At 54.7% G+C, this 23,624-nt stretch carries 26 protein-coding genes and 1 tRNA gene; 9 read left to right on the forward strand and 18 right to left on the reverse strand.

The annotated features are described in order from the left end of the window. Nucleotide 1: 1 nt before the first annotated feature. The 6 genes from L466_RS15975 (at nt 2) to L466_RS15950 (ending at nt 4,449) form a co-directional block, all read left to right on the forward strand. Nucleotides 2-78 (forward strand) — tRNA-Arg (locus L466_RS15975). A 264-nt stretch (nt 79-342) separates the two neighbouring features. Further along, nucleotides 343-909: a fructose-1-phosphate/6-phosphogluconate phosphatase gene (yqaB, locus tag L466_RS15970; RefSeq protein WP_014171331.1), complete on the forward strand. Its 567-nt coding sequence runs from the start codon at nt 343-345 to the stop codon at nt 907-909. Further along, the gene (locus L466_RS15965; protein WP_032678833.1) at nt 906-1,334 is read left to right on the forward strand and encodes a YqaA family protein; all 429 of its coding nucleotides are present in this window, start codon (nt 906-908) and stop codon (nt 1,332-1,334) included. The genes yqaB and L466_RS15965 overlap by 4 nt, the downstream gene beginning before the upstream one ends. 83 nt (nt 1,335-1,417) lie before the next feature. Further along, the gene (gene gshA, locus L466_RS15960; RefSeq protein WP_014171329.1) at nt 1,418-2,962 is read left to right on the forward strand and encodes a glutamate--cysteine ligase; all 1,545 of its coding nucleotides are present in this window, start codon (nt 1,418-1,420) and stop codon (nt 2,960-2,962) included. A 152-nt stretch (nt 2,963-3,114) separates the two neighbouring features. After that, a complete protein-coding gene (gene luxS, locus L466_RS15955) occupies nt 3,115-3,630 on the forward strand; it encodes an S-ribosylhomocysteine lyase (RefSeq protein WP_032680415.1) in 516 nt (171 codons plus the stop codon). Between the two features lie 54 nt (nt 3,631-3,684). Further along, nucleotides 3,685-4,449, forward strand: coding sequence for an AraC family transcriptional regulator (locus tag L466_RS15950; RefSeq protein ID WP_032680417.1), 765 nt, complete (start codon nt 3,685-3,687; stop codon nt 4,447-4,449). Here L466_RS15950 and leuA read toward each other — a convergent pair. From leuA to L466_RS15885, 13 genes are all read right to left on the reverse strand, one after another. Continuing rightward, nucleotides 4,446-6,095, reverse strand: a complete 1,650-nt coding sequence (gene leuA / locus L466_RS15945) for a 2-isopropylmalate synthase (protein ID WP_032680420.1) — start codon at nt 6,093-6,095, stop codon at nt 4,446-4,448. The two genes, L466_RS15950 and leuA, sit on opposite strands and share 4 nt — an antisense overlap. 96 nt (nt 6,096-6,191) lie before the next feature. After that, the gene (gene emrB / locus L466_RS15940) at nt 6,192-7,739 is read right to left on the reverse strand and encodes a multidrug efflux MFS transporter permease subunit EmrB (protein WP_020883860.1); all 1,548 of its coding nucleotides are present in this window, start codon (nt 7,737-7,739) and stop codon (nt 6,192-6,194) included. 16 nt (nt 7,740-7,755) lie between these two features. After that, the gene (gene emrA, locus L466_RS15935; protein ID WP_020883861.1) at nt 7,756-8,928 is read right to left on the reverse strand and encodes a multidrug efflux MFS transporter periplasmic adaptor subunit EmrA; all 1,173 of its coding nucleotides are present in this window, start codon (nt 8,926-8,928) and stop codon (nt 7,756-7,758) included. 127 nt (nt 8,929-9,055) lie between these two features. After that, nucleotides 9,056-9,586 (reverse strand): multidrug efflux transporter EmrAB transcriptional repressor EmrR, encoded by a 531-nt coding sequence (gene emrR, locus L466_RS15930; protein WP_014171323.1) that lies wholly within the window; start codon nt 9,584-9,586, stop codon nt 9,056-9,058. A 314-nt stretch (nt 9,587-9,900) separates the two neighbouring features. Continuing rightward, nucleotides 9,901-11,085 carry an MFS transporter gene (locus L466_RS15925; protein ID WP_014171322.1) on the reverse strand — a complete coding sequence of 395 codons (1,185 nt, stop codon included), beginning with the start codon at nt 11,083-11,085 and terminating at the stop codon, nt 9,901-9,903. A gap of 149 nt (nt 11,086-11,234) precedes the next feature. After that, nucleotides 11,235-12,233, reverse strand: a complete 999-nt coding sequence (gene proX, locus L466_RS15920; RefSeq protein ID WP_014171321.1) for a glycine betaine/L-proline ABC transporter substrate-binding protein ProX — start codon at nt 12,231-12,233, stop codon at nt 11,235-11,237. 9 nt (nt 12,234-12,242) lie between these two features. After that, nucleotides 12,243-13,307 carry a glycine betaine/L-proline ABC transporter permease ProW gene (proW, locus tag L466_RS15915; RefSeq protein WP_014171320.1) on the reverse strand — a complete coding sequence of 355 codons (1,065 nt, stop codon included), beginning with the start codon at nt 13,305-13,307 and terminating at the stop codon, nt 12,243-12,245. Further along, entirely contained in the window at nt 13,300-14,502 is a 1,203-nt protein-coding gene (proV, locus tag L466_RS15910) for a glycine betaine/L-proline ABC transporter ATP-binding protein ProV (RefSeq protein ID WP_020883862.1), read from the reverse strand. The genes proW and proV overlap by 8 nt, the downstream gene beginning before the upstream one ends. 333 nt (nt 14,503-14,835) lie before the next feature. Further along, a complete protein-coding gene (nrdF, locus tag L466_RS15905; RefSeq protein ID WP_020883863.1) occupies nt 14,836-15,795 on the reverse strand; it encodes a class 1b ribonucleoside-diphosphate reductase subunit beta in 960 nt (319 codons plus the stop codon). Between the two features lie 9 nt (nt 15,796-15,804). After that, entirely contained in the window at nt 15,805-17,949 is a 2,145-nt protein-coding gene (gene nrdE / locus L466_RS15900) for a class 1b ribonucleoside-diphosphate reductase subunit alpha (protein ID WP_032680421.1), read from the reverse strand. Then, nucleotides 17,922-18,332: a class Ib ribonucleoside-diphosphate reductase assembly flavoprotein NrdI gene (gene nrdI / locus L466_RS15895; RefSeq protein WP_032680422.1), complete on the reverse strand. Its 411-nt coding sequence runs from the start codon at nt 18,330-18,332 to the stop codon at nt 17,922-17,924. The genes nrdE and nrdI overlap by 28 nt, the downstream gene beginning before the upstream one ends. Continuing rightward, nucleotides 18,329-18,568: a glutaredoxin-like protein NrdH gene (gene nrdH, locus L466_RS15890; protein ID WP_020883865.1), complete on the reverse strand. Its 240-nt coding sequence runs from the start codon at nt 18,566-18,568 to the stop codon at nt 18,329-18,331. The genes nrdI and nrdH overlap by 4 nt, the downstream gene beginning before the upstream one ends. A gap of 252 nt (nt 18,569-18,820) precedes the next feature. Beyond that, the gene (locus L466_RS15885) at nt 18,821-19,147 is read right to left on the reverse strand and encodes an ElaB/YgaM/YqjD family protein (RefSeq protein WP_014171314.1); all 327 of its coding nucleotides are present in this window, start codon (nt 19,145-19,147) and stop codon (nt 18,821-18,823) included. Nucleotides 19,148-19,307: 160 nt separating this feature from the next. Between L466_RS15885 and L466_RS15880 the strand changes: the two genes are divergently transcribed. Continuing rightward, on the forward strand, nt 19,308-19,652 hold the full coding sequence (locus L466_RS15880; protein WP_006811693.1) for a DUF2002 family protein: 345 nt from the start codon (nt 19,308-19,310) through the stop codon (nt 19,650-19,652). Between the two features lie 32 nt (nt 19,653-19,684). Here L466_RS15880 and alaE read toward each other — a convergent pair whose 3' ends face one another. Then, nucleotides 19,685-20,134 (reverse strand): L-alanine exporter AlaE, encoded by a 450-nt coding sequence (gene alaE / locus L466_RS15875; protein WP_020883866.1) that lies wholly within the window; start codon nt 20,132-20,134, stop codon nt 19,685-19,687. A gap of 493 nt (nt 20,135-20,627) precedes the next feature. Between alaE and stpA the strand changes: the two genes are divergently transcribed. Next, nucleotides 20,628-21,032, forward strand: a complete 405-nt coding sequence (gene stpA / locus L466_RS15870) for a DNA-binding protein StpA (protein ID WP_032681950.1) — start codon at nt 20,628-20,630, stop codon at nt 21,030-21,032. 38 nt (nt 21,033-21,070) lie between these two features. Here stpA and L466_RS15865 read toward each other — a convergent pair whose 3' ends face one another. From L466_RS15865 to L466_RS15855, 3 genes are all read right to left on the reverse strand, one after another. Next, entirely contained in the window at nt 21,071-21,250 is a 180-nt protein-coding gene (locus L466_RS15865) for a YodC family protein (protein WP_014171310.1), read from the reverse strand. 79 nt (nt 21,251-21,329) lie between these two features. After that, nucleotides 21,330-21,851 (reverse strand): rhodanese family protein, encoded by a 522-nt coding sequence (locus L466_RS15860; protein ID WP_032680423.1) that lies wholly within the window; start codon nt 21,849-21,851, stop codon nt 21,330-21,332. A gap of 9 nt (nt 21,852-21,860) precedes the next feature. After that, entirely contained in the window at nt 21,861-22,160 is a 300-nt protein-coding gene (locus L466_RS15855; RefSeq protein WP_032680424.1) for an ArsR/SmtB family transcription factor, read from the reverse strand. Between the two features lie 179 nt (nt 22,161-22,339). Between L466_RS15855 and L466_RS15850 the strand changes: the two genes are divergently transcribed. Then, on the forward strand, nt 22,340-22,498 hold the full coding sequence (locus L466_RS15850; RefSeq protein ID WP_032678825.1) for a YqaE/Pmp3 family membrane protein: 159 nt from the start codon (nt 22,340-22,342) through the stop codon (nt 22,496-22,498). Here L466_RS15850 and L466_RS15845 read toward each other — a convergent pair. Continuing rightward, nucleotides 22,495-23,424, reverse strand: a complete 930-nt coding sequence (locus tag L466_RS15845) for a LysR substrate-binding domain-containing protein (protein WP_020883871.1) — start codon at nt 23,422-23,424, stop codon at nt 22,495-22,497. The two genes, L466_RS15850 and L466_RS15845, sit on opposite strands and share 4 nt — an antisense overlap. Between the last annotated feature and the right edge of the window lie 200 nt (nt 23,425-23,624).

Raw genomic sequence — 23,624 nt, forward strand, 5'->3', positions numbered from 1 at the left:
TGCATCCGTAGCTCAGCTGGATAGAGTACTCGGCTACGAACCGAGCGGTCGGAGGTTCGAATCCTCCCGGATGCACCATCTTCTCCGAGATAACAGCAAGGCTGTTGTTTCAAGGTCTGCGGGTTAGCCGCAAGCACCAGGGAAGATAACGTTGCTTAGCAACGGCCCGAAGGGCGAGGCGTAGCCGAGTAATCCTCCCGGATGCACCATCTTCTTTTCTGTACCACTCTCTTTCTCCCTGGTTATTCCTTCGACGTTCCGTCAGCAATCATTTCTCTTTGAGCGACAAAAACCACCGTTTACGATAAAGTAATGCTTTGTTAATCGTTTAGCGAGAGCACGATGTACGCACAGTATGACGGTTTGATCTTCGATATGGATGGCACTCTCCTGGATACCGAACCCACGCATCGTCAAGCCTGGACTGATGTCCTTGCTCGTTACGGTATGCGTTTCGATCTTCAGGCGATGATCGCCCTCAACGGAGCCCCAACCTGGCGTATAGCGCAGGCCGTGATTGAACGTAATCATGCCGATCTCGACCCGCACCTTCTGGCCCGTGAAAAAACCGATGCGGTAAAAGCGATGCTTTTAGATACCGTGCGCCCGTTACCGTTAATTGACGTCGTAAAAGCATGGCACGGGCGTCGTCCTATGTCCGTTGGCACGGGCAGTGAAAGCGCTATTGCGGAAGCGCTGCTCACCCATCTTGGCCTGCGCCATTATTTCTCTGCGGTGGTTGCCGCCGATCATGTTCAAAATCACAAGCCCGCACCGGACACCTTCCTGCGTTGTGCAGAATTGATGGGTGTGCCTGCGGTGAAATGTGTTGTGTTCGAAGATGCTGATTTTGGTATTCAGGCCGCGCGCGATGCCGGGATGGATGTTGTGGACGTCCGCTTACTGTGAGTGACGCGCTGTCACTTTTATCATTATTCGCCAGCAGTTTTTTAAGCGCCACGCTCTTGCCGGGAAATTCGGAAGTGGTGCTGGTAGCGATGCTGTTGTCTGGCGTGAGTCAGCCCTGGTTGCTCGTGTTAATAGCAACAATGGGTAATAGCTTTGGAGGGCTGACTAACGTTATTCTTGGGCGTTTCTTTCCGCTGCGTGAAAAATCGCGCTGGCAGGAAAAGGCAGTCGGCTGGCTAAAACGCTATGGCGCTGCCACGCTGTTATTAAGCTGGATGCCTGTAATAGGTGATTTACTGTGCCTGCTGGCGGGATGGATGCGCATCTCCTGGGGGCCAGTGCTCTTTTTTTTGTGCCTTGGCAAGGCGTTGCGCTATGTTCTCGTGGCATGGGCAACACTACAGGGTATGACGTGGTGGCACTAATTGGTGGAATGAATACGCGACCTTCAATCGTCAACCATTACAATTATGCTGAGTAACAATACTTTGACAGGCGGGAGGTCAATTTGATCCCGGACGTATCTCAGGCGCTGGCCTGGCTGGAAAATCACCCTCAGGCACTGAAGGGTATTCAGCGTGGTCTTGAGCGTGAAACGCTGCGCGTTAACGCGGACGGTAGCTTAGCGACAACGGGTCACCCGAAGGCGTTAGGCTCGGCGCTGACACATAAATGGATCACAACCGATTTCGCTGAAGCGCTGCTGGAATTCATCACGCCAGTGGATGGTGATATTGATCATATGCTAACGATTCTGCGCGACATCCATCGCTACACTGCCCGCAATCTGGGTGATGAGCGTATGTGGCCGCTCAGCATGCCGTGCTATATCGAACAAGGCCAGGAGATTGAACTGGCGCAATACGGCACGTCAAATATCGGTCAGCTGAAAACGCTCTATCGTGAGGGGCTGAAAAACCGCTACGGTGCGTTGATGCAGACCATTTCTGGCGTGCATTACAATTTCTCTTTACCCATGGCGTTCTGGCAGGCGAAGTGCGGCGAAACGGATAAAGACGCGATCTCCGCGGGTTATTTTCGCCTGATCCGCAACTACTATCGTTTTGGCTGGGTCATTCCGTATCTGTTTGGGGCATCGCCTGCGATATGCTCGTCATTCCTGCAGGGGAAACCGACCACGCTGCCGTTCGAGAAGACAGAGTGTGGAATGTACTATCTCCCGTACGCCACCTCCCTGCGTCTTAGCGATCTGGGTTATACCAATAAGTCGCAAAGCAATCTCGGTATTACGTTTAACGAATTGCACGAATATGTGGCAGGATTGAAGCGGGCGATCAAAACGCCGTCGGAAGAGTACGAGAAAATCGGCCTCGAAAAAGACGGTAAGCGCCTGCAGATCAACAGCAACGTGTTGCAGATTGAAAATGAACTGTACGCGCCTATTCGTCCGAAGCGCGTTACGCGCAGCGGTGAAACCCCGTCGGATGCACTGCAGCGCGGCGGGATTGAATACATAGAAGTGCGCTCGCTGGATATCAACCCGTTCTCACCCATCGGCGTTGATGAGCAGCAGGTTCGCTTCCTGGATCTGTTTATGGTCTGGTGCGTACTGGCGGATGCGCCGGAAATGAGTTCAGAGGAACTGCTCTGTACCCGTACCAACTGGAACCGCGTGATTCTGGAAGGGCGCAAGCCGGGTCTGACGCTGGGTATTGGCTGCGAGACAGCGCAGTTCCCACTGACGAAAGTGGGTAAGGATCTGTTCCGCGACCTGAAGCGTGTTGCCCGGACCATGGACAGCATTGACGGTGGGGAAGCCTATCAGAACGTGTGCGACCAGCTGGTTGAATCGTTTGATAACCCGGAACTGACGTTCTCAGCGCGTATTCTGCGTTCTATGATTGATCAGGGTATTGGCGGCACCGGGCGTTCGCTCTCTGCGGAATACCGCGAGATGCTGAAGCAGGAGCCGTTAGAGATTCTGAGTGAAGCCGATTTTGTGGCAGAACGAGACGCCTCTGTCGTGCGTCAGAAAGAGGTTGAAGCGGCGGATACGGAGTCGTTTGAGGCGTTTCTGGCGAAACAGGCTTAACAGAAAAGAAAAAGGCCACATCGCTGTGGCCAAAATATACATCTCTGAATTCAGGGATGATGATAACAAATGCGCGTCTTTCATATACTCAGACGTGCATTTTGTAGAAGAGTTCAGTTTATTTTAAAAAAAATCACTATCGGAGGTGACGTATGCCGTTATTAGATAGCTTTACTGTCGACCATACCCGTATGGAAGCACCTGCAGTACGTGTGGCGAAGACCATGCACACCCCGCACGGCGACACGATCACCGTATTCGATCTGCGTTTCTGCGTGCCTAACAAAGAAGTGATGCCAGAGAAAGGCATTCACACCCTGGAGCACCTGTTTGCCGGGTTTATGCGCGACCACCTGAACGGTAATGGCGTGGAGATCATCGATATCTCTCCGATGGGTTGCCGTACCGGTTTCTACATGAGCCTGATTGGCCAGCCTGAAGAGAAACGCGTCGCGGATGCCTGGAAAGCGGCAATGGAAGATGTGCTGAAGGTGAAAGAGCAGAACCAGATCCCTGAGCTGAACGTATATCAGTGCGGAACTTACCAGATGCACTCTCTGGAAGAAGCCCAGGAGATCGCGCGTCATATCATCGAGCGTGACGTTCGCGTAAACAGCAATGAAGCGCTGGCGCTGCCAAAAGAAAAACTGCAGGAACTGCACATCTAGTGCACCTTTTCCCTCTCCCTCAGGGAGAGGGTAGGGTGAGGGGCGTTTAACCTCATGACCACAACCTCAACCTTCTCCTTTACCCATCGCCCACTTGTTCCTTATGCCCATGATTACCTTCATGGCGACAGCGAGCCGTGGCATCAGCACGACTGCGCGCAATTGCTGCATACCCTGAGTGGGGTGGTGAGAGTCGATACCGCATCAGGTTGTTGGGTGGTGCCGCCCGGACGCGGCGTCTGGCTACCCGCGGGCACTCCGCACTCTTTGCGTATTACCGGCAACGTTGCGGCGCGCACGCTGTTTATCGATCCCCTCGCGCGAGCCGATCTTCCGGCAACCTGTCAGATAGTCCAGATCTCCGGTCTGTTACGCGAACTTATCCTCACCTCGCTGACGCTTGAGGCGTCCTACTCGCCGGGCAGTCGTGATGAGCGCGTATATGAGCTCATTCTGGATGAAATCCGCACGATGCGGGTGCTGCCGTTTCACCTGCCTGAGCCGGAAAGCGAGCCGTTGCGTACCCTTTGCCAGCAGATCCGGCTGTTGCCGGGGGAAAGCTGGGGCAGCATGCAGGCCGCAAACACGCTTGGTATGAGTGAACGCACGATGAACCGCCATTTCAAGCAGCAGACGGGGTTAAGCTACGGTGAGTGGCTAAGAAGGGCGCGCCTGCTGGAAGCGCTGCTGCGCCTGGGACAAGGTCAGCCAGTGCTACGCGTGGCGCTGGATCTGGGCTACGGCAGCCACAGTGCCTTTACGGCGATGTTTCGCCGGGTGATGGGGATATCACCCAGCGATTATTTCAAAGACAGCTAGCTGACAGCATTGAACAGGGCCTGAAGAGACGCGCGGGCCACGTCGCTGTCAATGCCCACGCCCCAGCGGCTGCTACCATCCTGAAACAGACAGCGGATATACGCCACCGAGCGGCTGTCGCTGCGCTCCCCAAGCGTATGTTCGTGATAGTCCTTAATGACAAACGGGGTCGTGACCCAGCGGCTTAGACCATTGGCCGCCGCGGATAACAGCCCGTTGCCTTGCCCCTCCAGCTGGCGCATCCCGCCCTGCGTCGTGACGCTTGCCGTCAGATGTAACTGCCCGTCCTGCTGGCTGTCGCTACGGTAAGCGTGCAGGGCAAAGCCCGGCGTCTCTACCAGCCCATAACGGGTGCGGAACAGTAGCCACAGCGCATGCTGCGTCATCTCTTTACCGTGCTGGTCGGTTTCCTGCTGTACGTGCTGGCTAAAGTCCTGCTGCAGGGCGCGGGGTAATTTCAGACCATGATTTTGTTCAATAAGCCACGCGCTGCCGCTTTTTCCTGACTGGCTGTTAACCCGGATCACCGCTTCGTAGGTGCAACCAATATCCTGTGGGTCAACCGGCAGATAGGGCATCTCCCAGCGTTCGTCAGGCTTGCGGGCATCAAAGCCTTTCTTGATGGCATCCTGATGCGAACCTGAAAATGCGGTATACGCCAGCCGTCCTGCCCACGGATGGCGCGGATGCACCGGCAGCTGGTTGCAGGTTTCTACCACCTCCACCACGTGATTCATGTCGCTAAAGTCCAGATTCGGGCTAATCCCCTGGCTGTAGAGGTTCATCGCCAGCGTGACCAGGCAGATGTTACCGGTTCGTTCGCCGTTACCAAACAGACACCCTTCGACACGGTCTGCACCGGCCATCAGGGCCAGCTCCGCGCTGGCGACACCGGTGCCGCGGTCGTTATGCGGATGGACGCTGATGCAGACATCGCTGCGGCGGCTGAAATGACGGCAGAAATACTCAATCTGATCGGCATAGACATTCGGTGTACTGACCTCAACGGTGGCCGGTAAGTTGATCACCATCGGGCGTTCGGCGCACGGCTGCCAGATGTCCGCCACGGCTTCGCAAATCTCCAGCGCAAATTCCGGCTCGGTAAAGCAGAAAGTTTCCGGAGAGTATTCGTATTGCCAGCGGGTGGCGGGATTCTCTTCGCACAGCGTGCGGATAAGACGCGTGGAACGGGTCGCCAGCTCAACGATTTGCGCTTTCTCCATGCCGAACACCAGGCGGCGGAACAGCGGGGCGGTGGCGTTATACAGGTGTACCGTGGCCTGCTTCGCCCCGCGCAGCGACGCAAAGGTGCGCAGGATAAGGTCTTCACGCGCCTGGGTTAATACCTGAATGGTGACGTCATCCGGAATGCGGTTTTCGTCGATCAACTGACGCACAAAATTGAAATCCGTCTGCGAGGCAGAGGGGAAAGCGACTTCGATTTCTTTGAATCCGCAACGCAGTAACAACGCCCAGAACTGCAGTTTGCGGTTGCTGTCCATCGGCTCGGCAAGGGCCTGATTACCGTCGCGTAAATCGGTGGAAAGCCAGCGCGGCGCCTGCGTGAGGCGTTGCTCAGGCCAGCGGCGATCGGGCAGGGAAATAGCAGGTTGAGGTTGGTATTTGTCGGAAGGTGTTTTCAGCATGGTGCGCTCCTGTTGTCTTTTCACTATCGTGAATCGATTTCAGGAGCGCTGCTTTATCGTTACTGACAATCGCTGTCGCGATCTGGACACCGCACGTTAGTGCGCACCGCCGCCGCCGCCTCCGGCGCCAAACGGTGGTCGGGCAAACCATACCAGTCCCAGCAGGATGATAAAGATCCCCGCCGATATCCAGAATATCTCGTTTGCCGAGATAATCAGGCCCTGGTTGGTGATCTGCTGAGCGATCCAGCCGGACGCCTGCTGCTCCGTCATTCCCATTCCCTGAAGCTGACTGTACATCTGCTGCGAGTTAGGGTTGAACGGGTTCACCGCTTCGGTCAATTGCGCATGGTGCATCGACTCGCGGTTGGTCCAAAGGGTCGTGGTGATCGACGTCCCGATGGAGCCTGCCAGCGTACGCGTAAAGTTCGACAGGCTTGATGCCGCCGCCATGCGCTCAGGCGGCAAGCCGGAAAGCGTAATGGTCGTCAGCGGCATAAAGAAGCACGCCACGGCGAAGCCCTGAATGAACTGCGGCCACGCGGACGCGCCAAAGTCCATGCCCGGCTCGAACGTATACGCGCGCCAGTAGAAGCACACCGCGTACATAATAAAGCTGAAGGTCACCAGCCTGCGCATGTCGAGCTTGTGAGCGAAGCGGCCGATAATCGGCGACAGCAGGACCGGAATTAACCCCACTGGCGCAGAAGCCAAACCTGCCCAGGTTGCGGTGTAGCCATATACCTCCTGCAACAGCTGCGGCAGCAGAACGATTGCGCCGAAGTAGAGCATGTAGGCCAGGCTGATACACAGGCAGCCGATGGTGAAGTTTCGCGACTTAAACAGCGAGAGATCGACGATCGGGTTATCGTCCGTCAGCTCCCAGACGATCAGGAAGCTCAGCGATATCACCGCGACAACGGTCAGGATGATAATCTCTGTCGAATTAAACCAGTCCAGCTCTTTACCCTGATCGAGCATCACCTGCAGGCTACCGATCCCGACCACCAGCAGCGCCAGGCCAATGGCGTCAATTCGCCGCTGCTCTGTTCGGGTTTCGCGACCGCGCAGCGTTTGCAGGGTCAGCATCACCACCAGCGCACCAATCGGCACGTTGATGAAGAAGATCCAGCCCCAGTGGTAGTTGTCGCTGATATAGCCGCCGAGGATAGGCCCGCAAATCGGTGCGACAATCACCGTCATTGACCACAGCGCCAGCGCGATAGAGCGCTTAGCGGGCGGATAGTTGTTCAGCAGCAAACTCTGCGACAGCGGAATCAGCGGCCCGGCCACAATCCCCTGAATGACGCGGAAGATGATCAGCATCGTCAGGCTGTTGGACATGCCGCACGCCCAGGAGGCGAGCACGAACAATACCGTTGACCACAGGAACAGCTTCACTTCACCGACGCGCTTCGCCAGCCAGCCGGTGATAGGGATGGAGATGGCGTTTGCCACCCCAAACGAGGTAATGACCCAGGTCCCCTGGCTCAGTGACGAGCCAAGGTTACCGGCGATGGTCGGGATCGCCACGTTTGCGATGGTAGAGTCCAGCACCTGCATGAATGTCGCCAGCGACAGCGCAATGGTCATGATAACCAGTTGCGCCCCCTCCAGCGGTTTTTGCGGCTTTTGCTGTTGCATAACGCTCACCTTCGGATTAACCGGCGTTTGCCTTCACGATGTCATCGATCAGTTTATTGACCGGATCGAGGCTAATTTCACGGGCGTTACTTTCATAAGCCGGGGTGCTGCGCACCTGACTTGCCAGGATCTGACCATCGCGGTTGGCGGTATCAACCGTTACCAGCGTAGAGAGGCCAATACGCAGCGGATGGTCCGCCAGCTGTTTTGCATCCAGTTCAATACGTACAGGCAAGCGCTGAACCACTTTGATCCAGTTCCCGGTGGCGTTTTGCGCTGGCAACAGGGAGAAGGCACTGCCGGTCCCCATATCCAGGCCGACCACTTTCCCGGTGTACTTCACGTCATCACCGTAAATATCGCTGATCACCGTCGCGGTCTGGCCGATACGCATATGGGCAAGCTGCGTCTCTTTAAAGTTCGCATCAACCCACAGGTTGTCCGCCGGAACGACCGCCATCAGCGGCGTGGTTGGGCTAATTTGGGCGCCAGGCTGGACGGAACGCCGAGAGACGTAGCCGGTCATCGGGCTGACAATTTTAGTACGCTGCAGGGCAAGCCACGCGTTGCGCACGTCGGTGGCAGCCTGTTGCACGGCGGGCTGGTTTTCCAGGCTGGTGCCCAGCACCATCGCCTGGTTGGCGTTGTACTGTTGAATCGCCACGTCCAGCTGCGCCTGTGCGCTGGCAACGGCATCACGCGCGTGCTGCAGCTCTTCACGGCCAATCAGGTTGGCAGTGCCGAGGGGAACGCGACGGTTCAGGTCGCTTTGCGCCTGCGCCAGTGCGGTTTTCTGCACGTCGATGTTGGCCTGCAGCTGCTTGCTGTTGATCATCAGCTGGCGGGTCTGACGGACGCTGGAGGCCAGCGCGGTCTGGGCTTTTTCAAAAGCCTGTTGGGCGTCGGTCGGATCGAGCGTGACCAATACATCCCCTTTTTGCACAAAATCGGTGTTATCAGCCCAGACTTTCGTCACGCTGCCCGATACCTGCGCCATAATTTGTACCTGGTTCCCTGCCACGTATGCATCGTCTGTCTCTTCAGCATGACGCAATACTAAAAACCAATAGATCCCATATGCCACGGCAATAATAATAAAGAGCAATGTCAGTACAATAAGGGCGCTTTTGCGTTTGCCCTTTTTATTGACCGGTTGCTGCGGGGTAGTGCTCTCCGCATTTGCGCTCATTGTTGTTCTCCACGATCTTCTTATTTTCACATCGGCTGAGCCGAGCTGTTGTCAGAAAGGCCAGCAGTGTGACGTGCTGGCCTGTCGGTTTTCTTATGAGTCTGGGATTGTTGAGCGTGTTGTCGCGTTAGCGCAGCGCCTCTAGAACAGCGCCGTCTTCATCCATCTGGTCCAGACGGGTCAGCAGCTTGCGAGTAATGTGCTCAAGCTGGTCGCGCTCGGTGGTGCTGAGGGCAGACCACAGTTGATGCAGGCAATTATGCTGAGGTGGCAGCACCTCACGCAGGAATTGGTGACCTTTGTCGGTCAGCTGCAGATGCAGGCAGCGGCGATCGTTATCGCTTTCACGGCGTTCAATCCAGCCGCGTTTTTCCAGTTCATCGGCAATACGGGTGGCATTAGTACGGGATGAACCCAGCGCGCAGCTCAGCTCTGACGGCTGAATGCTGTGATTTTCCTGAGACTCCAGCGTAATTAACGCCATAAACAACGTCTCGTTAATCCCTTGAGCTTTCAGCATTTTATTACGATTTTCCAGTAGCTTACCCTGCATGTGCATGCACAGGCGGGTCAGCAGGATCTCCTGATACGGGAAGTCCTCATGACGACTGGCGCGGAATTTAAGCATTTGTTCAATGGGCGTAAACGAACTATCCATTTGGGCATAACCTCATTAATTACAGCCGATATAGTAACGATAGTGACAAATAATGTAAATGAATTATTTGTGCGGTTATATCCGCCAAACTTATGTCACCATCAGAAAGCGCCGGGTAAGTCCGTGACCCGGTGAGCACAGAGAGCGTTGGGAGTGAACCCGCGGAAGAGAGGATGTGAGGACGGGGGTCTGAACTATTCATGCCGGTAGAAAATATGTCACCCACATTAAAATTTCTGGGATAAATGATTACGTTTACATTAACAGACTGCAGGGCCCCTTTACACCCTAAGAGGCCCAAAGCAATGTAAAACTTAGTTAATTACGTCCTGGCGATGGTACCCACGCCACCATACTAGCAGATTCAGCGCGGCGACGATTGCCCCTATCCCGCACACGCCTGACCAACCGGCATGCTGCCACGCCGAGGCTGAAATTAACGAACCCGCTGCGCCGCCAATAAAATAGCTGGTCATGTATCCGGCCGTGAGGCGGTTACGCGCCTCTGGCTTCACGCGGTAGATGACGGTCTGGTTAGTGATATGCACGCCCTGCACGGTGAGGTCGAGTACGAGAATACCGACGATCAGCGCCAGCACAGAGGTATGGCCATACCAGATGGCTGCCCAGGAGAGCAGGAGCAGAACCAGTCCGGCAGAGGTCGTCAGATGGGATTTGCCTTTATCCGCCAGTCCGCCCGCCGGACGCGCGCCCAGGGCTCCCGCAGCGCCCGCCAGACCAAACAGACCAATCACCGCTTCGGAATAATTGAACGGTGGCGCGGCCAGCAGAAACGCCATTGAGGTCCATAAGATGCTGAAGTTGGCGAAGGTCAAACAGCCCAGCAACGCACGCGTACGCAGCAGTTTATCGTGTGTGAAGAGGCTGAAAACGGAGGCGAGAAGCTGCGGATAATTAAGGTGATTTTCCTGCTTCACCTTTGGCAACCCGCGCCACAGGGCAAGCGCCATCACGGCCATCAGTACGCTCGCCACCCAATACACGGTACGCCAGCCACCAAGACTCGCCAGCAGCCCGGCGACGGTCCGCGCCAGCAAAATCCCCAGCAACAGGCCGCTCATGATTGTTCCCACCACCTTGCCGCGCTTTTCCGGTGATGCGAGAGTGGCGGCGAGCGGAACCAGAATCTGCGCCACGACGGAGAACAGACCCGTTAACGCGGTGCCGATAATCATCATCGTTAACGAGTGGCTGCTGGCGGTGATCAGCATCCCGCCAGCGGCCAGCAAGGTCATGGAGACAATCAGCATCCGACGTTCAAACATATCGCCCAGCGGCACGAGGAAAAGCAGCCCGGCGGCATAGCCAAGCTGCGCGGCGGTGACAATAAAGCCAGCGGAGCTGGCAGAAAGGTTAAATGCGCGGGCGATAGTATCGAGCAGTGGCTGCGCGTAGTAGTTACTGGCGACTGCCAGACCCGTTGCCACGGACATTAAAAGGATGAGTGCCGGGCTAAGCCCTTGAGTTGTTTTAGTCATCAGGTTCAGGAATCGTGAGTTAAGTGATTATTTTTCCGTGAACCATAATAGCGAATGATTGTGAATGTGGTGGGATTGTTACGTGCTGGATCGTGCGGTTTAGGGGAGTTAACCCTCTCCCGTGGGGAGAGGGCAGGTCTGAAGGGCTCTTATGACTTCTGCGCGTCCATCGCTTCTTTTACCCAGCCATCAAACTGCTGCTGGTGGGCTTTGATCCAGCCATCCACGTGGCCTTTGATGTCAGCTTCGGAGGATTTCCCCGCGTGCATCATCGCGTTCTGGGCGTTGATGTCCGCCAGAGGCAGTTTCATCACCGAGAACAGCTTCGCTGCCGCCGGGTTTTTCTCAGCCCAGGCTTTGTTAGCAACGATATGCATCGTGTTTACCGGGAAGCCATAGTTCATGCCGTTTGGCAGTTTGGTGTCGATATCTTTCTGCTCGCCCGGCAGGGAAGAGAAGGGCACCTGCAGCCACACCACGTCTTTCCCCGGCTTCAGCACGTCGCTCACCCAGTACGGTGTCCAGGTGTAATAGATAACCGGTTTACCCTCTTTGAAGCGGGCAATGGTGTCGGCCATCATCGCCGAGTAGTTACCGTGGCTGACGTCGACCGTTTTCGCCAGGTCAAAGGCTTTGTTCTGGTGATTAATCACCGCCTCACAGCCCCAGCCCGGCGAGCAGCCCATCATGTCAGCTTTGCCGTCACCGTTGGTGTCGAACAGTTTGGCAATCTTCGGATCCTTCAGCTGCTCGATATTGGTGATGTGGTACTGGTCGGCTGTTTTCTTGTCGATCAGGTATCCCTGCGCCGCACCGGTCACGAAGGTGCCTTCGCGGTAGAATTTCTTATCCCCGCCGGCGGCGGCATACATATCGTCGTGCAGCGGCTGCCAGTTGACGGCGGTAAAGGTGGCATCACCGGAGGCAATCGAGGTGTAGCCCACGTTGTAATCCACTTCACTTGGGGTGTTGACCGTATAGCCCAGTTTTTCCAGCGCGCGGCTGACTAACAGCGTCTGGAAGGTCTCTTCTGAAATGGTGCTCTGCACCGGTTGCACGGTAATGCCTTTGCCCGGCAGGTCTGCTGCAAACGTGCTGGTGGAGACAAGGGTGGCAAACGCTGTGGCAAAAAGTACGCGATGTCGCATCGTTGTTCCTTATTTTCTGAATGGGCGGGTGATTAACCCGACAGGGCCGGTGCTATACCAGCGACGGTTGCCGCGACTGCGTGAATCACGACCGACAGCCTGCGTCAGGCGGTCAAGGATGATGGCGAGGATCACAATGCCGACGCCGCCCACGGTGGCCAGTCCCATATCAAGACGACCAATGCCGCGCAGCACCATCTGACCCAGCCCGCCGACGGCGATCATTGAGGCAATCACCACCATGGAGAGGGCCAGCATCAGCGTCTGGTTGACACCCGCCATGATGGTTGGCATCGCCAGCGGAAGCTGAACTTTGAACAGCATCTGGCGCGGGCTGGCACCAAATGAACGCGACGCCTCGATAAGATCGGCCGGTACCTGGTTAATCCCGAGTATCGTCAGACGAATGACCGGCGGCAGGGCGAAGATAATGGTCACCACGACGCCCGGCACGTTGCCGATACCAAACAGCATCACGATCGGCACCAGGTAGACAAACGCGGGGGTGGTCTGCATCGCATCCAGCAGCGGACGAATAATCTTCGCCGCCCGCGGACTGCGCGCCAGCCAGATCCCCATCGGCAGGCCGATAGCGACGCAGAAGAGCAGGGCGGTGAGCACCAGCGCTAAGGTGATCATTGCCTGCGACCAGGCGCCAATCGCGCCGATGGCAATCAGTGAGATCAGCGTGGCGACACCCATGCCGGCGCTGCCAAACTGCCAGGCAATCAGGGAGAAGAGCACAATAGCGACCGGCGCGGGCATGCCGAGCATCAGCTGCTGGAAACCGTTCAGGATGTAATCCACCGGTACGCGGATCCCCTGGAAGACCGGACGGAAGTGAGTCACTACCCAGTCGATCCCCTCCGTGACCCAGCTATCCAGCGGGATCAGCGTCTTATGAAACGGATCCATAATATTGAAGTGCTCTGGCGCAGGGGCCGGTGCACTGTTGAGCCAGTCCGCCGCGCCGCCATCGGTTGGCGCAGGCGTGGAAGACCCCCACGCATCGGCAGATTGAGCAGCGCTGTCCGCCGCCTCGGTGGTTCCCCACGGGTTAGATTGATCAGCCATTGTTTGTCCCCTCGCGATCTAAAGCCTGCAGCAACATGCGTTTTGAGATGATGCCGACGTACTGTTGTTCCTCACTGACTACCGGTACGGCACACGGGGCCTGACCAACGTGAGAGAGCAGCTCGCTGAGCGGCGTTTCGGCGTCCACGGCAAGCGGGGAGTCGATAACCGCCGCATCAATGCCCTGATTTTCGCTGAGTGCGGTTTTCAGGGAGTCGATGGAAACAATGCCAACAAATTTATTACCGCGTTCGATCAGATAACCGTATTCCCGATCTTCATCCTGCAACAGTTTCAGTGCAGAGCGCGGACCAAAGCCCGGTGTTTTGCGGATAAGACCGTTCGGTGAACGACGGGCGATATCTTTCGCACTAAAGACCTGGCTAATATCCACGCCGCGGAAGAAGGTGCGCACATAATCATTGGCCGGATTATTCAGAATTTCATCCGGCGTGCCGACCTGCACCACTTCACCATTTTGCATAATGGCAATACGGTCACCAATACGCATGGCTTCATCAAGATCGTGGGAAATAAAAACAATGGTACGTTGATGTTTAGCCTGTAATTTTACCAGCTCATCCTGCATCTCGGTGCGAATTAATGGATCGAGTGCCGAGAAGGCTTCATCCATTAATAAAATGTCTGGGTTAATGGCTAATGCGCGGGCTAATCCGACACGCTGGCGCATCCCGCCGGAAAGCTCATCCGGGTAGGCATGCGCATAATTCTCGAGGCCTACCTGACGTAATGCATCCAGCGCTTTTTCCTGACGTTCATTAGCGGTAACGCCCGCTAATTCCATGCCAAAGGCGGCATTATCCAGAACCGTCATATGCGGCATCAGCGCGAATGACTGGAACACCATTGCAATCTTCTTTCTGCGCACCTCGCGAAGTTCAGCCTCTGATATTCTGGCGATATCAACGCCATCTATCAGCACCTGTCCACGGGTGGGTTCAATCAGGCGATTGAGAAGGCGAACCATAGTGGATTTACCCGAACCGGATAACCCCATGATGACAAAAATCTCGCCTTCTTCAATGGCCAGACTGGCGTCTTTAACGCCAAGCGACAGCCCGGTTTTTTCCAGAATTTGCTCTTTTGAAAGGCCTTTCTCAATATATTTGAATGCGCGCTGAGGATGCTCGCCAAATACTTTATAAAGATTTTTCACTTCTAATTTAATTGCCATGCAATAGAGAGTGTCCTGTTATTTGTTTATGTCGATATCATTACCATGGTAAATAGTTAACTGGCATTACCCTAACATACTGAGAATCTGAGACAACCCTGGGTTTGCTTATGGCAGGAATTTTACCGTAAGCGAAACGGCTGAATTTCCCATGAGTAAAGGGCTGAGCGTGGTTAGAATTTTTCTGAATTTTTTGCTTTTGCGCAGCGAAATTTCGCCTGAATCGGAGTGATTCAGGCGAATATGAGCGGGGAATTACAGTGTAGTTGCCCGTGAAATATTAGGGAGGAAATTGTTAGAATTATATTAAATTAATGAACGTTAACCCGCGCATTAAAAATCCCAGTCCTCATCTTCGGTCTCCACCGCTTTGCCCATCACATACGACGAACCAGACCCGGAGAAGAAATCGTGGTTTTCATCGGCGTTGGGTGACAGTGCCGCCAGGATCGCCGGGTTCACGTCGGCCATTTCCGGCGGGAAAAGCGCTTCGTAGCCGAGATTCATCAGCGCTTTATTGGCGTTGTAGCAAAGAAACGCTTTTACCTCCTCCTCCCAACCGGTACCGGCGTACAATTCTTCGGTATAACTCAGTTCGTTCTCGTACAAATCCATCAGCAAATCGAGGGCAAAACCTTTTAACGCTTCGCGCTTTTCTTCGCTGACGTTCTCCAGCCCTTTCTGATATTTATAGCCGATGTAGTACCCGTGTACGGCTTCATCACGAATGATGAGGCGAATTAAATCGGCGGTGTTGGTCAGCTTGCCGCGGCTCGACCAGTACATCGGTAACCAGAAGCCCGAATAGAACAGGAAGGATTCGAGAAACACGCTGGCAATTTTTTTCTTCAGCGGTTCGTCGGCCTGATAATACTCCAGCACCAGGCTGGCCTTTCGCTGCAATGACTCGCTTTCTTCGCTCCAGGTGTACGCCGCGTCCACATCTTTGGTCTGGCACAGCGTCGAAAAAATCGAGCTGTAGGAGCGGGCATGGACCGCCTCCATAAAGCTGATGTTCGACATCACCGCCTCTTCGTGAGGTGTCAGCGCGTCGGCCATCAGCGCAGGGGCACCGACGGTATTTTGAATGGTGTCCAGCAGCGTCAGACCGGTGAACACACGGATCGTCAGCTGCTGTTCGGCGTGGCTGAGGGTTTGCCAGGCCGGAATATCGTTTGAAAGCGGGACTTTTTCCGGCAGCCAGAAGTTGCTGGTCAGGCGGTTCCACACCTCCAGGTCTTTATCATCCTGAATTTTATTCCAGTTAACGGCACTCACGCGTGACAGTTTCATCCTTTCTCCTTACAGCGCGCAGGACACGCAGCCTTCAATTTCGGTACCTTCTAGCGCACGCTGGCGCAGGCGAATGTAGTAGAGGGTTTTGATCCCTCTCTTCCAGGCGTAAATCTGCGCCCGGTTGATGTCGCGCGTGGTGGCGGTGTCCGGGAAGAAGAGCGTCAGCGACAGCCCCTGATCCACGTGTTTTGTCGCCTCGGCGTAGGTATCAATAATTTTCTCAGGGCCAATCTCATACGCGTCCTGATACAGGGCCAGATTGTCGTTGGTCATAAACGGGGCAGGGTAGTAAACGCGCCCGGTCTTACCTTCCTTGCGGATCTCAATCTTCGACACAATCGGGTGGATACTCGACGTGGCGTGGTTAATGTAAGAGATTGATCCGGTTGGTGGTACGGCCTGCAGATTCTGGTTATAGATGCCGTAACGCATCACATCGTCCCGCAGCTGCTGCCACATCTCGCGGGTAGGCAGGAGAACCCCGGCATCAGCAAACAGCTGGCGCACTTTGTCGGTTTTCGGCTGCCAGTCTCCTTCCAGATATGGCCTGAAGTACTCACCGCTGGCGTAACGCGACTGTTCAAAGCCCGCAAAGCGCTGGTTACGCTCGCGCGCCAGCATCATTGAGGTATGCAGCGCATGCCAGGTAATGGTGTAAAAATAGAGGTTGGTGAAATCCAGTCCTTCCGGGCTACCGTAGGCGATACCTTCCCGCGCCAGATAGCCGTGGAGGTTCATCTGCCCAAGGCCGATGGCGTGCGAGGCGGCATTACCGGCTTCAATGGACGGCACGCTGCGGATGTGGCTCATGTCTGACACCGCGGTCAGCCCGCGAATGGCGGTCTCCACCGTGCGGCCAAAATCGGGGGAATCCATGGTGTGGGCAATATTCAGCGACCCGAGGTTACAGGAGATGTCTTTGCCGATGTCGGCGTAGTCCAGATTTTCGTCATACGTAGATGCGCTGTTCACCTGCAATATCTCGGAGCAGAGGTTGCTCATATTGATTCGCCCGGCAATCGGGTTCGCACGGTTGACCGTATCTTCATACATGATGTACGGATAGCCGGACTCAAACTGAATTTCGGCCAGCGTCTGGAAGAAATCGCGGGCATTAATGTACTTCTTACGAATGCGATCGTCGGCCACCAGATCGTGATACAGGGCGCTTATCGCCACATCACCAAACGCTTTCCCGTAAATACGCTCAATGTCGTATGGCGAGAAGAGCGCCATCTCGGCATTTTCTTTGGCGAGTGCAAAGGTGATATCCGGAATCACCACCCCAAGCGACAGGGTCTTAATGCGGATTTTTTCATCGGCGTTTTCACGTTTGGTATCCAGGAAGCGCAGGATATCCGGATGGTGCGCGTGCAGATAGACCGCCCCCGCGCCCTGACGCGCCCCTAGCTGGTTGGCATACGAGAAAGCATCTTCCAGCATTTTCATGACCGGAATTACGCCGGAGGACTGGTTTTCGATGCGCTTAATTGGCGCACCGGCTTCACGCAGGTTCGACAGCAGAAACGCCACACCGCCGCCGCGTTTAGAGAGCTGCAGCGCCGAATTCACCGCGCGACCGATCGACTCCATATTGTCTTCGATGCGCAGCAGGAAGCAGGAGACCAGCTCGCCGCGCTGGGCTTTTCCGCAATTGAGAAAGGTCGGTGTGGCGGGCTGGAAACGGCCGGAGAGCATCTCATCCATCAGGCGTTCTGCCAGCGTTTCATCGCCCTGCGCGAGCGTCAGGGCAACCATCACCACGCGGTCCTCGAAGCTTTCAAGATAGCGTTTGCCGTCGAACGTTTTCAGGGTATAGCTGGTGTAAAACTTCCATGCGCCAAGAAACGTCTGGAAACGAAAACCGCGGCTATGGGCCTGCCCGAACAGCGTCTCCACGAAGGCACGATCGTACCGGGCCAGCACGCGCTCTTCGTAATAGCCTTCCTTGACCAGATAATCGAGACGTTCATTCTGGCTTGCAAAGGTCATGCTGTTGGGGCTGACGTGGGTGGCGATAAACGCCTCCACCGCTTCATGATCTTTGCCAAACTGAATGTGCCCCTCACGGTCATAGAGGTTCAGCATTGCGTTTAATGCGTGGTAATCCGGTGTCGCCTGAATTACACGTTCTGCGGTTGTCGTTGCCAAAATTCGTTCACTCCTTTACGCACGTTCTCTACGTCCTGCTGTGTCCCCATCAGTTCAAAACGATAGAGATACGGCACGCCGCATTTTTGAGAAATGACATCCCCGGCACGGCCAAAGGCATCGCCGAAATTGCGATTGCCCGCCGCGATAACGCCGCGAATAAGCTGTCGGTTGTGGGGATCGTTGAGAAAGCGGATCACCTGGCGAGGCACGGCCCCCGCGGTGCCACCTCCACCATAGCTCGGGACCACCAGAATGTAGGGTTCGTCTACCCGGATCCGTTCCCGCTCATTAAGCGGGATACGTATCGCAGGCAGCCCGACGCGCTCAATAAAGCGGAGCGTGTTTTCCGAGCTGCTGGAGAAGTAGACCAGCCCAGTCATGCCCTGGCGGCCTGGGCGGCGAGGCGGTTAATCATGTCGGGGCGAAAGCCGGACCAGCTGGTCTCCCCGGCGACGACGACCGGCAGCTGGCGAAAACCTTGCGCCCGCAGGGTATCGGCAGCTTCGGGCTGCAGGTCTATGTTCACCATCTCAAAGGCCACTCCACGGCTTTCCATTGCACGTTTTGTCGCGTGGCATTGAACACAATCGTTACGAGTGTAAATAATAATGCTCATGATTCGTATTTCCATTTAAAATGAGAGAGCGGCGCGAATCATCGCGTCAGGTTGTGTGTATCTTGCTAAAGGGAATACTAGATGTAGTTGTCTTAAGATTCAACCATACAAGATATGGGAATTTCAGATTAATATGGCCCCGATGATGAGCACAGCGGGGCAGGGCGGGCTGTACGGCTTTTTCAGGCGCGCAGGCAAAGAAAAGCCCCGGGGGCTGACGCGACCGGGGCGGATACGGACAGGCTGAGACGACTATTTGCGCAGGCTAAGCAGCGCCCCCACGAAGATACCCACCGCGGCTACCGTACCAAGCGTACAGAGGGGTTTTTCGCGAACGAAGGTATTGGCGCAGCTAATGGCATCGCAGGCAGCCTGCGTGGTGCGCGAACGCCCATTCATGCGGGCGCGGGTTTCACGTAGCAAAGACTGAGCCTTACGTTTTGCGGCATCCGCTTCGTCCTTCGCACCGGAACCCCAGGATTTCAGCACTTCTTCCAGCGAGTCCGCTAATTGGCTGACATCGTTACGAATATCCTGTGTGTCGTCGTTAATATCGTTTCGGTTCGGTCTGTTAAACATACGATCCTCCGTAATTTTGCGTTCCCGTTTAGTTTAGTCCAGAAATTTAATATCTGAAGCGCGTCACGCGTTATCTGGCAGTTTATGGAATATTCTGAAAGCCCTGCTAATGCTGAATACTGTAAGGTTGCCGGGCAGGAAAAGATAACGAGGAAAAGATATGTATTTACGACCTGATGAGGTGGCGCGCGTTCTTGAAAAAGAGGGATTCACCATGGATGAGGTGACATCAAAAGCGTATGGATATCGCCGTGGCGAGAATTATGTTTACGTTAATCGTGAAGCAAGAATGGGACGTACCGCTCTCATTATTCACCCGACGCTGAAAGACAGAAGTTTGTCATTTGCTGAGCCTGCCTCGGATATTAAAACCTGCGATCATTATCAGCAATTCCCACTGTATTTAGGTGGTGAAACGCATGAACATTATGGTATTCCGCATGGCTTCAGTTCGCGTATGGCACTGGAGCGGTTTTTGAAGGGACTGTTTGGCGACGTACAGTAAATCTGCGACTGGCATTCGCCAGTCGCCTCACATCATGCTTTGGCCTGGCTGTACTGGCTGACCTTAAACAGGCGGCGACAGTAGTCGAGAAAATAGCCATACACCGCACCCATCAGCATTGAAATCACGATATTTGAACTGACCGCTGCGACGATTTGATGCCAGTCTGCGCCCACTGTCAGCAGAATAGCCACGTAAACCGGCGACTGGAACGTCACGTATGCCAGAACGTCGGCGAGGTTTTTCACCCACCCTGACGGGCTAATACGACGCGCAAAGCGCATGACCGCATCGCGGTATAATCCGTAAGGCCACGCAATAATAATGTTGACCGGAATTGCCACCAGACGAGAAGAAAGTGACTGCTCAAAGGACATTCCGGAGAGGAAAATTTCGATCAGCATGTTCACGACGGAACAGTAAACAACCATCGCGAAGGTATCCGCTACCGCATGGCGCAGGCGAGATTGCGGTGAGAACATGTCTGAACTCCTTGAGAAGAACACAATAGAAACGATTTTCCCTCAGCGGTTAGTGCTTTAGGTTGGTTTGTCAGTCGTGTATAGCGTATATCTCTGCCTTTGAACTAACAACTAGTTATTAATTTTTATTTAGTCGCGTTTTGTCCACAAAATTCTCTAAGATTGCGTGTTTTTTGTTCGGTTCGTTATAATCTGTCCCTGCCGTCAGTTTTTGTATGTAAATCAATCTGTTGATCTTGAGCGTGCCGAAGCGAACGTTCTGCCCGAACGACGACAGTGCGGCATGCTTTGATTTGGATTAAATCTAACCGTTTATACTGAGATAAAGATTGAATCCGGCGGTATCGACAGTTATCCGCCGATATTATTAAACGCGATATTTTAAAACATTTACATTTTTAGCAAGACGTGCCCGCGGGTAGATATTCCAGGCGAAATGAATTATTCTCTTGTCGATTTTTCGATTTACCCTAAAGAAAAGGTTTTCAAATATATGTCTTTGACGTTACAGAATCTTAATAATATCCGAACTCTGCGTGCGATGGCGCGTGAATTATCCCTGGACGTTCTTGAAGAAATGCTGGAAAAAGTCAGGGTCGTTGCTGAAGAGAAACGGAGTGAGCTGGCGGAATTAGAGCAACAACGCGCTGAGCAGCAGGAAAAAATTAATGCCCTGCTGGAACTGATGAAAGCTGATGGTATTTCACCGTCCGATCTCCTCGGTTCAGATTTGGCGCAGGCCGGTAAGCCAGCGAAAAAACGTAAACCGCGTGAAGCGAAATATCGCTTTATTGATCTCAACGGTGAAGAGAAAACATGGACCGGTCAGGGGCGTACGCCAAAGCCTATTGCCAATGCACTGGCAAAGGGTAAATCACTGGATGATTTTCTGATTTAATCCATGAGCCGGGCGGAGGACTCCGCCCGGTTGCCTGTTTAGCAGACGCCGAAATCACCCTCTTCGGTATACAGGGCCAGGTCTGCGGCCTTCAGGGTAAATTTCTCGCCTTGCTCATTGCTGGCCTGAACCGCCACAACGCTATCGCCGTTCACTTCGAGTACTTTCAGTTTTGGGCCGCCTTTACGCGGTTGCACATAATCACCGACAGAAAACATACTACCTCCTCATCGTTTCAATGATCTTCACCTTAGCCCACGTCTGATGCCGGGTACAGCGTATTTCACCGATTACTGCTTACGAGGTACGCCGGTTCCAGGGCATCACTTTCAGCAGTCTCGCCATTCCGCAAAACCCGGTCAGCCCGGCAAACAGCAGCCCGGCACCCACAAAGCCGCTCAGCAGGAAAAAGCCGCTGGAGAGCGTAAAGCCCAGCACGACCCCGCACAGGGTGAGCAGCCCGGCGGCAATTTGTACCTGGCGCATCAACGGCAGCGGCTGTGACGTGTCTTCCTGCGTGATCAACCCGGCCTGCTTCCACCTCTGAATTCCGCCTTCAACGATAAATGCCTGAGCAGGCGTGGCAGCCTGAGCAAGGCGGGCTGCGTTCGAGGATGTCCGGGCGCCAGACTGGCAGTGAAAAATCACCGTTTCGCCCGCGTGCGTCTCAAGCCCGCCGGGTAAGGTGTCCAGCGGCACGGACCGGGCGGCGGGAATATGCTCGCGGGCATATTCGTCGGGATCGCGAATATCGATCAGTTTTGCACCTTCAGCAACGAGCGCATTGGCCTGCTGGGGTGAAATGAGCGGTAGTGACATGGTGGCTCCTTACGGGCAATAGAGGCTTTTCAGGGTGCTGATCAGCTGATGCACCGCATCGTTTTTAATGAAATACAGAATGCGCTGCGCTTCACGGATGCTGTCGATAAGCCCCTCTTCACGCATACGCGCCAGATGTTGTGACGTGGCGGATGGGCTAAGCCCCGTCGCCCGCGCCAGATCGCCCGCGCTGGTACCCGGTGTACCGCACAGCATGCAGAGGATCAGCAACCGACGCGGATTGCTCATCGCTTTTAACAGGGCTGCGGCCTGTCCGGCGCTGGCCTGAAGTTGTTCGAGTTCAGTCATATTAGTTTAGTCTTTACTTAATTAAGTAAAGACTAAACTAATAGGGAGGATTAAGCCAGTGTCAAAAGCGTAAAAGAGGGTAAAAGGGCGATAAAGAGATGGCGCAGGCCGTTAAACTGGCTACGCTTAGAGAATGTTCTCTTTTTTATTTTCAATTGGTTAGCTTGCACGGAGTCGTTATGGGTTTTTGGCGTATTGTCTTTACTATTATCCTGCCACCGCTGGGCGTGCTGCTCGGCAAAGGGTTTGGCTGGGCGTTTATCATTAACATCGTTCTGACCTTACTGGGCTACATCCCTGGTCTTATTCACGCGTTTTGGGTGCAAAGCAAAAACTAAGCGCGCCACAGTAGATCGCTGTATATCCCGGTCAGCACGCCCTGTGGACCAAACTGCTGTTTGATCCAGCGCGTGACCTGGCCGGTCGCCGCATGCTGCGTGGCAAGCAGCATGCGTGAATCCTGACGCGGATTATTAATTCGCCGCGTGACCAGCAGCCCGTCCTCCACCGCCTCGCGGGCCATATATTCCGGTAAAAAACCAATCCCGTCCCCAAGGATCTGACACTGGCATTTGGTGTTGAAGTCGGGCACCAGAATCGCCTCCTGGCCGTGCAGCAGCCAGCCGACCTTCTTGTTTATGGTGTGCGCCGTGTCTTCCACCATGATGTTGGGGTACAGCCGCAGTTGGCTTTCGGCTATCGGCTCCGGCACGAAGGCCAGCGGGTGTTCCGGCGCGATGGCGAATACCCAACGGATGGCACCGATCTCGGTGTAATCAATGCCGCCGCCGTCGAGCAGCGTGTCCGGTGCGCCAATCGCGATATTGGCCTGGTTGTTGATAATGGAGTCCCAGACGCCGTTGTAGACCTCGGTCGTAACGGTGATCTGGCAGGTAGGAAACTGTTTTTTCAGCACCTGCAGCAGCCGCGCCGTATGGCGTGGGGTGTACAAAAGCTGGTTGATGCAGATGCGGACCCGCGCCTCAATGCCCTGCGAAATGGTGTCTATCCCGCGCTTAATGGCATGAAAATCATTCAGCAGGTCGGTCGCTTTACGGTAAAAGTAAAACCCCGACTCGGTCAGCTCAATGCTGCGCGTATTGCGTACAAACAGCACCACATCCAGCCCGGTCTCCATTCGCTTGATGGTGTAACTGATGGCAGAGGTGGTTACGCCAAGCTCGGTGGCGGCTTTGCTGAAGCTGCCAAAGCGTGCCGCCGTGGTGAAGGCCAGCAGGTTCTCTTCAGTAAAGATGGAATTCATATTACGGCTCCTGTTAGCCATCAGTTTTGAACATATTTTAACAGCGCTGTTACAACGCATATGACGGCGGTCACAGTTCTGATTATTCGCGTCGAGCCGCGTCATGTCAGGCTTCATCAGGCATAAGCAGAATGCTGTCTGAGGCGAATAAAAGCGCTAAAACATAAGTAAAAGATTGCACGGCCGCACATTTTGGCTGA

Origin of the sequence: Enterobacter sp. BIDMC 30 (genome assembly GCF_000534355.1) — a bacterium.
GTDB lineage: Bacteria > Pseudomonadota > Gammaproteobacteria > Enterobacterales > Enterobacteriaceae > Enterobacter > Enterobacter ludwigii.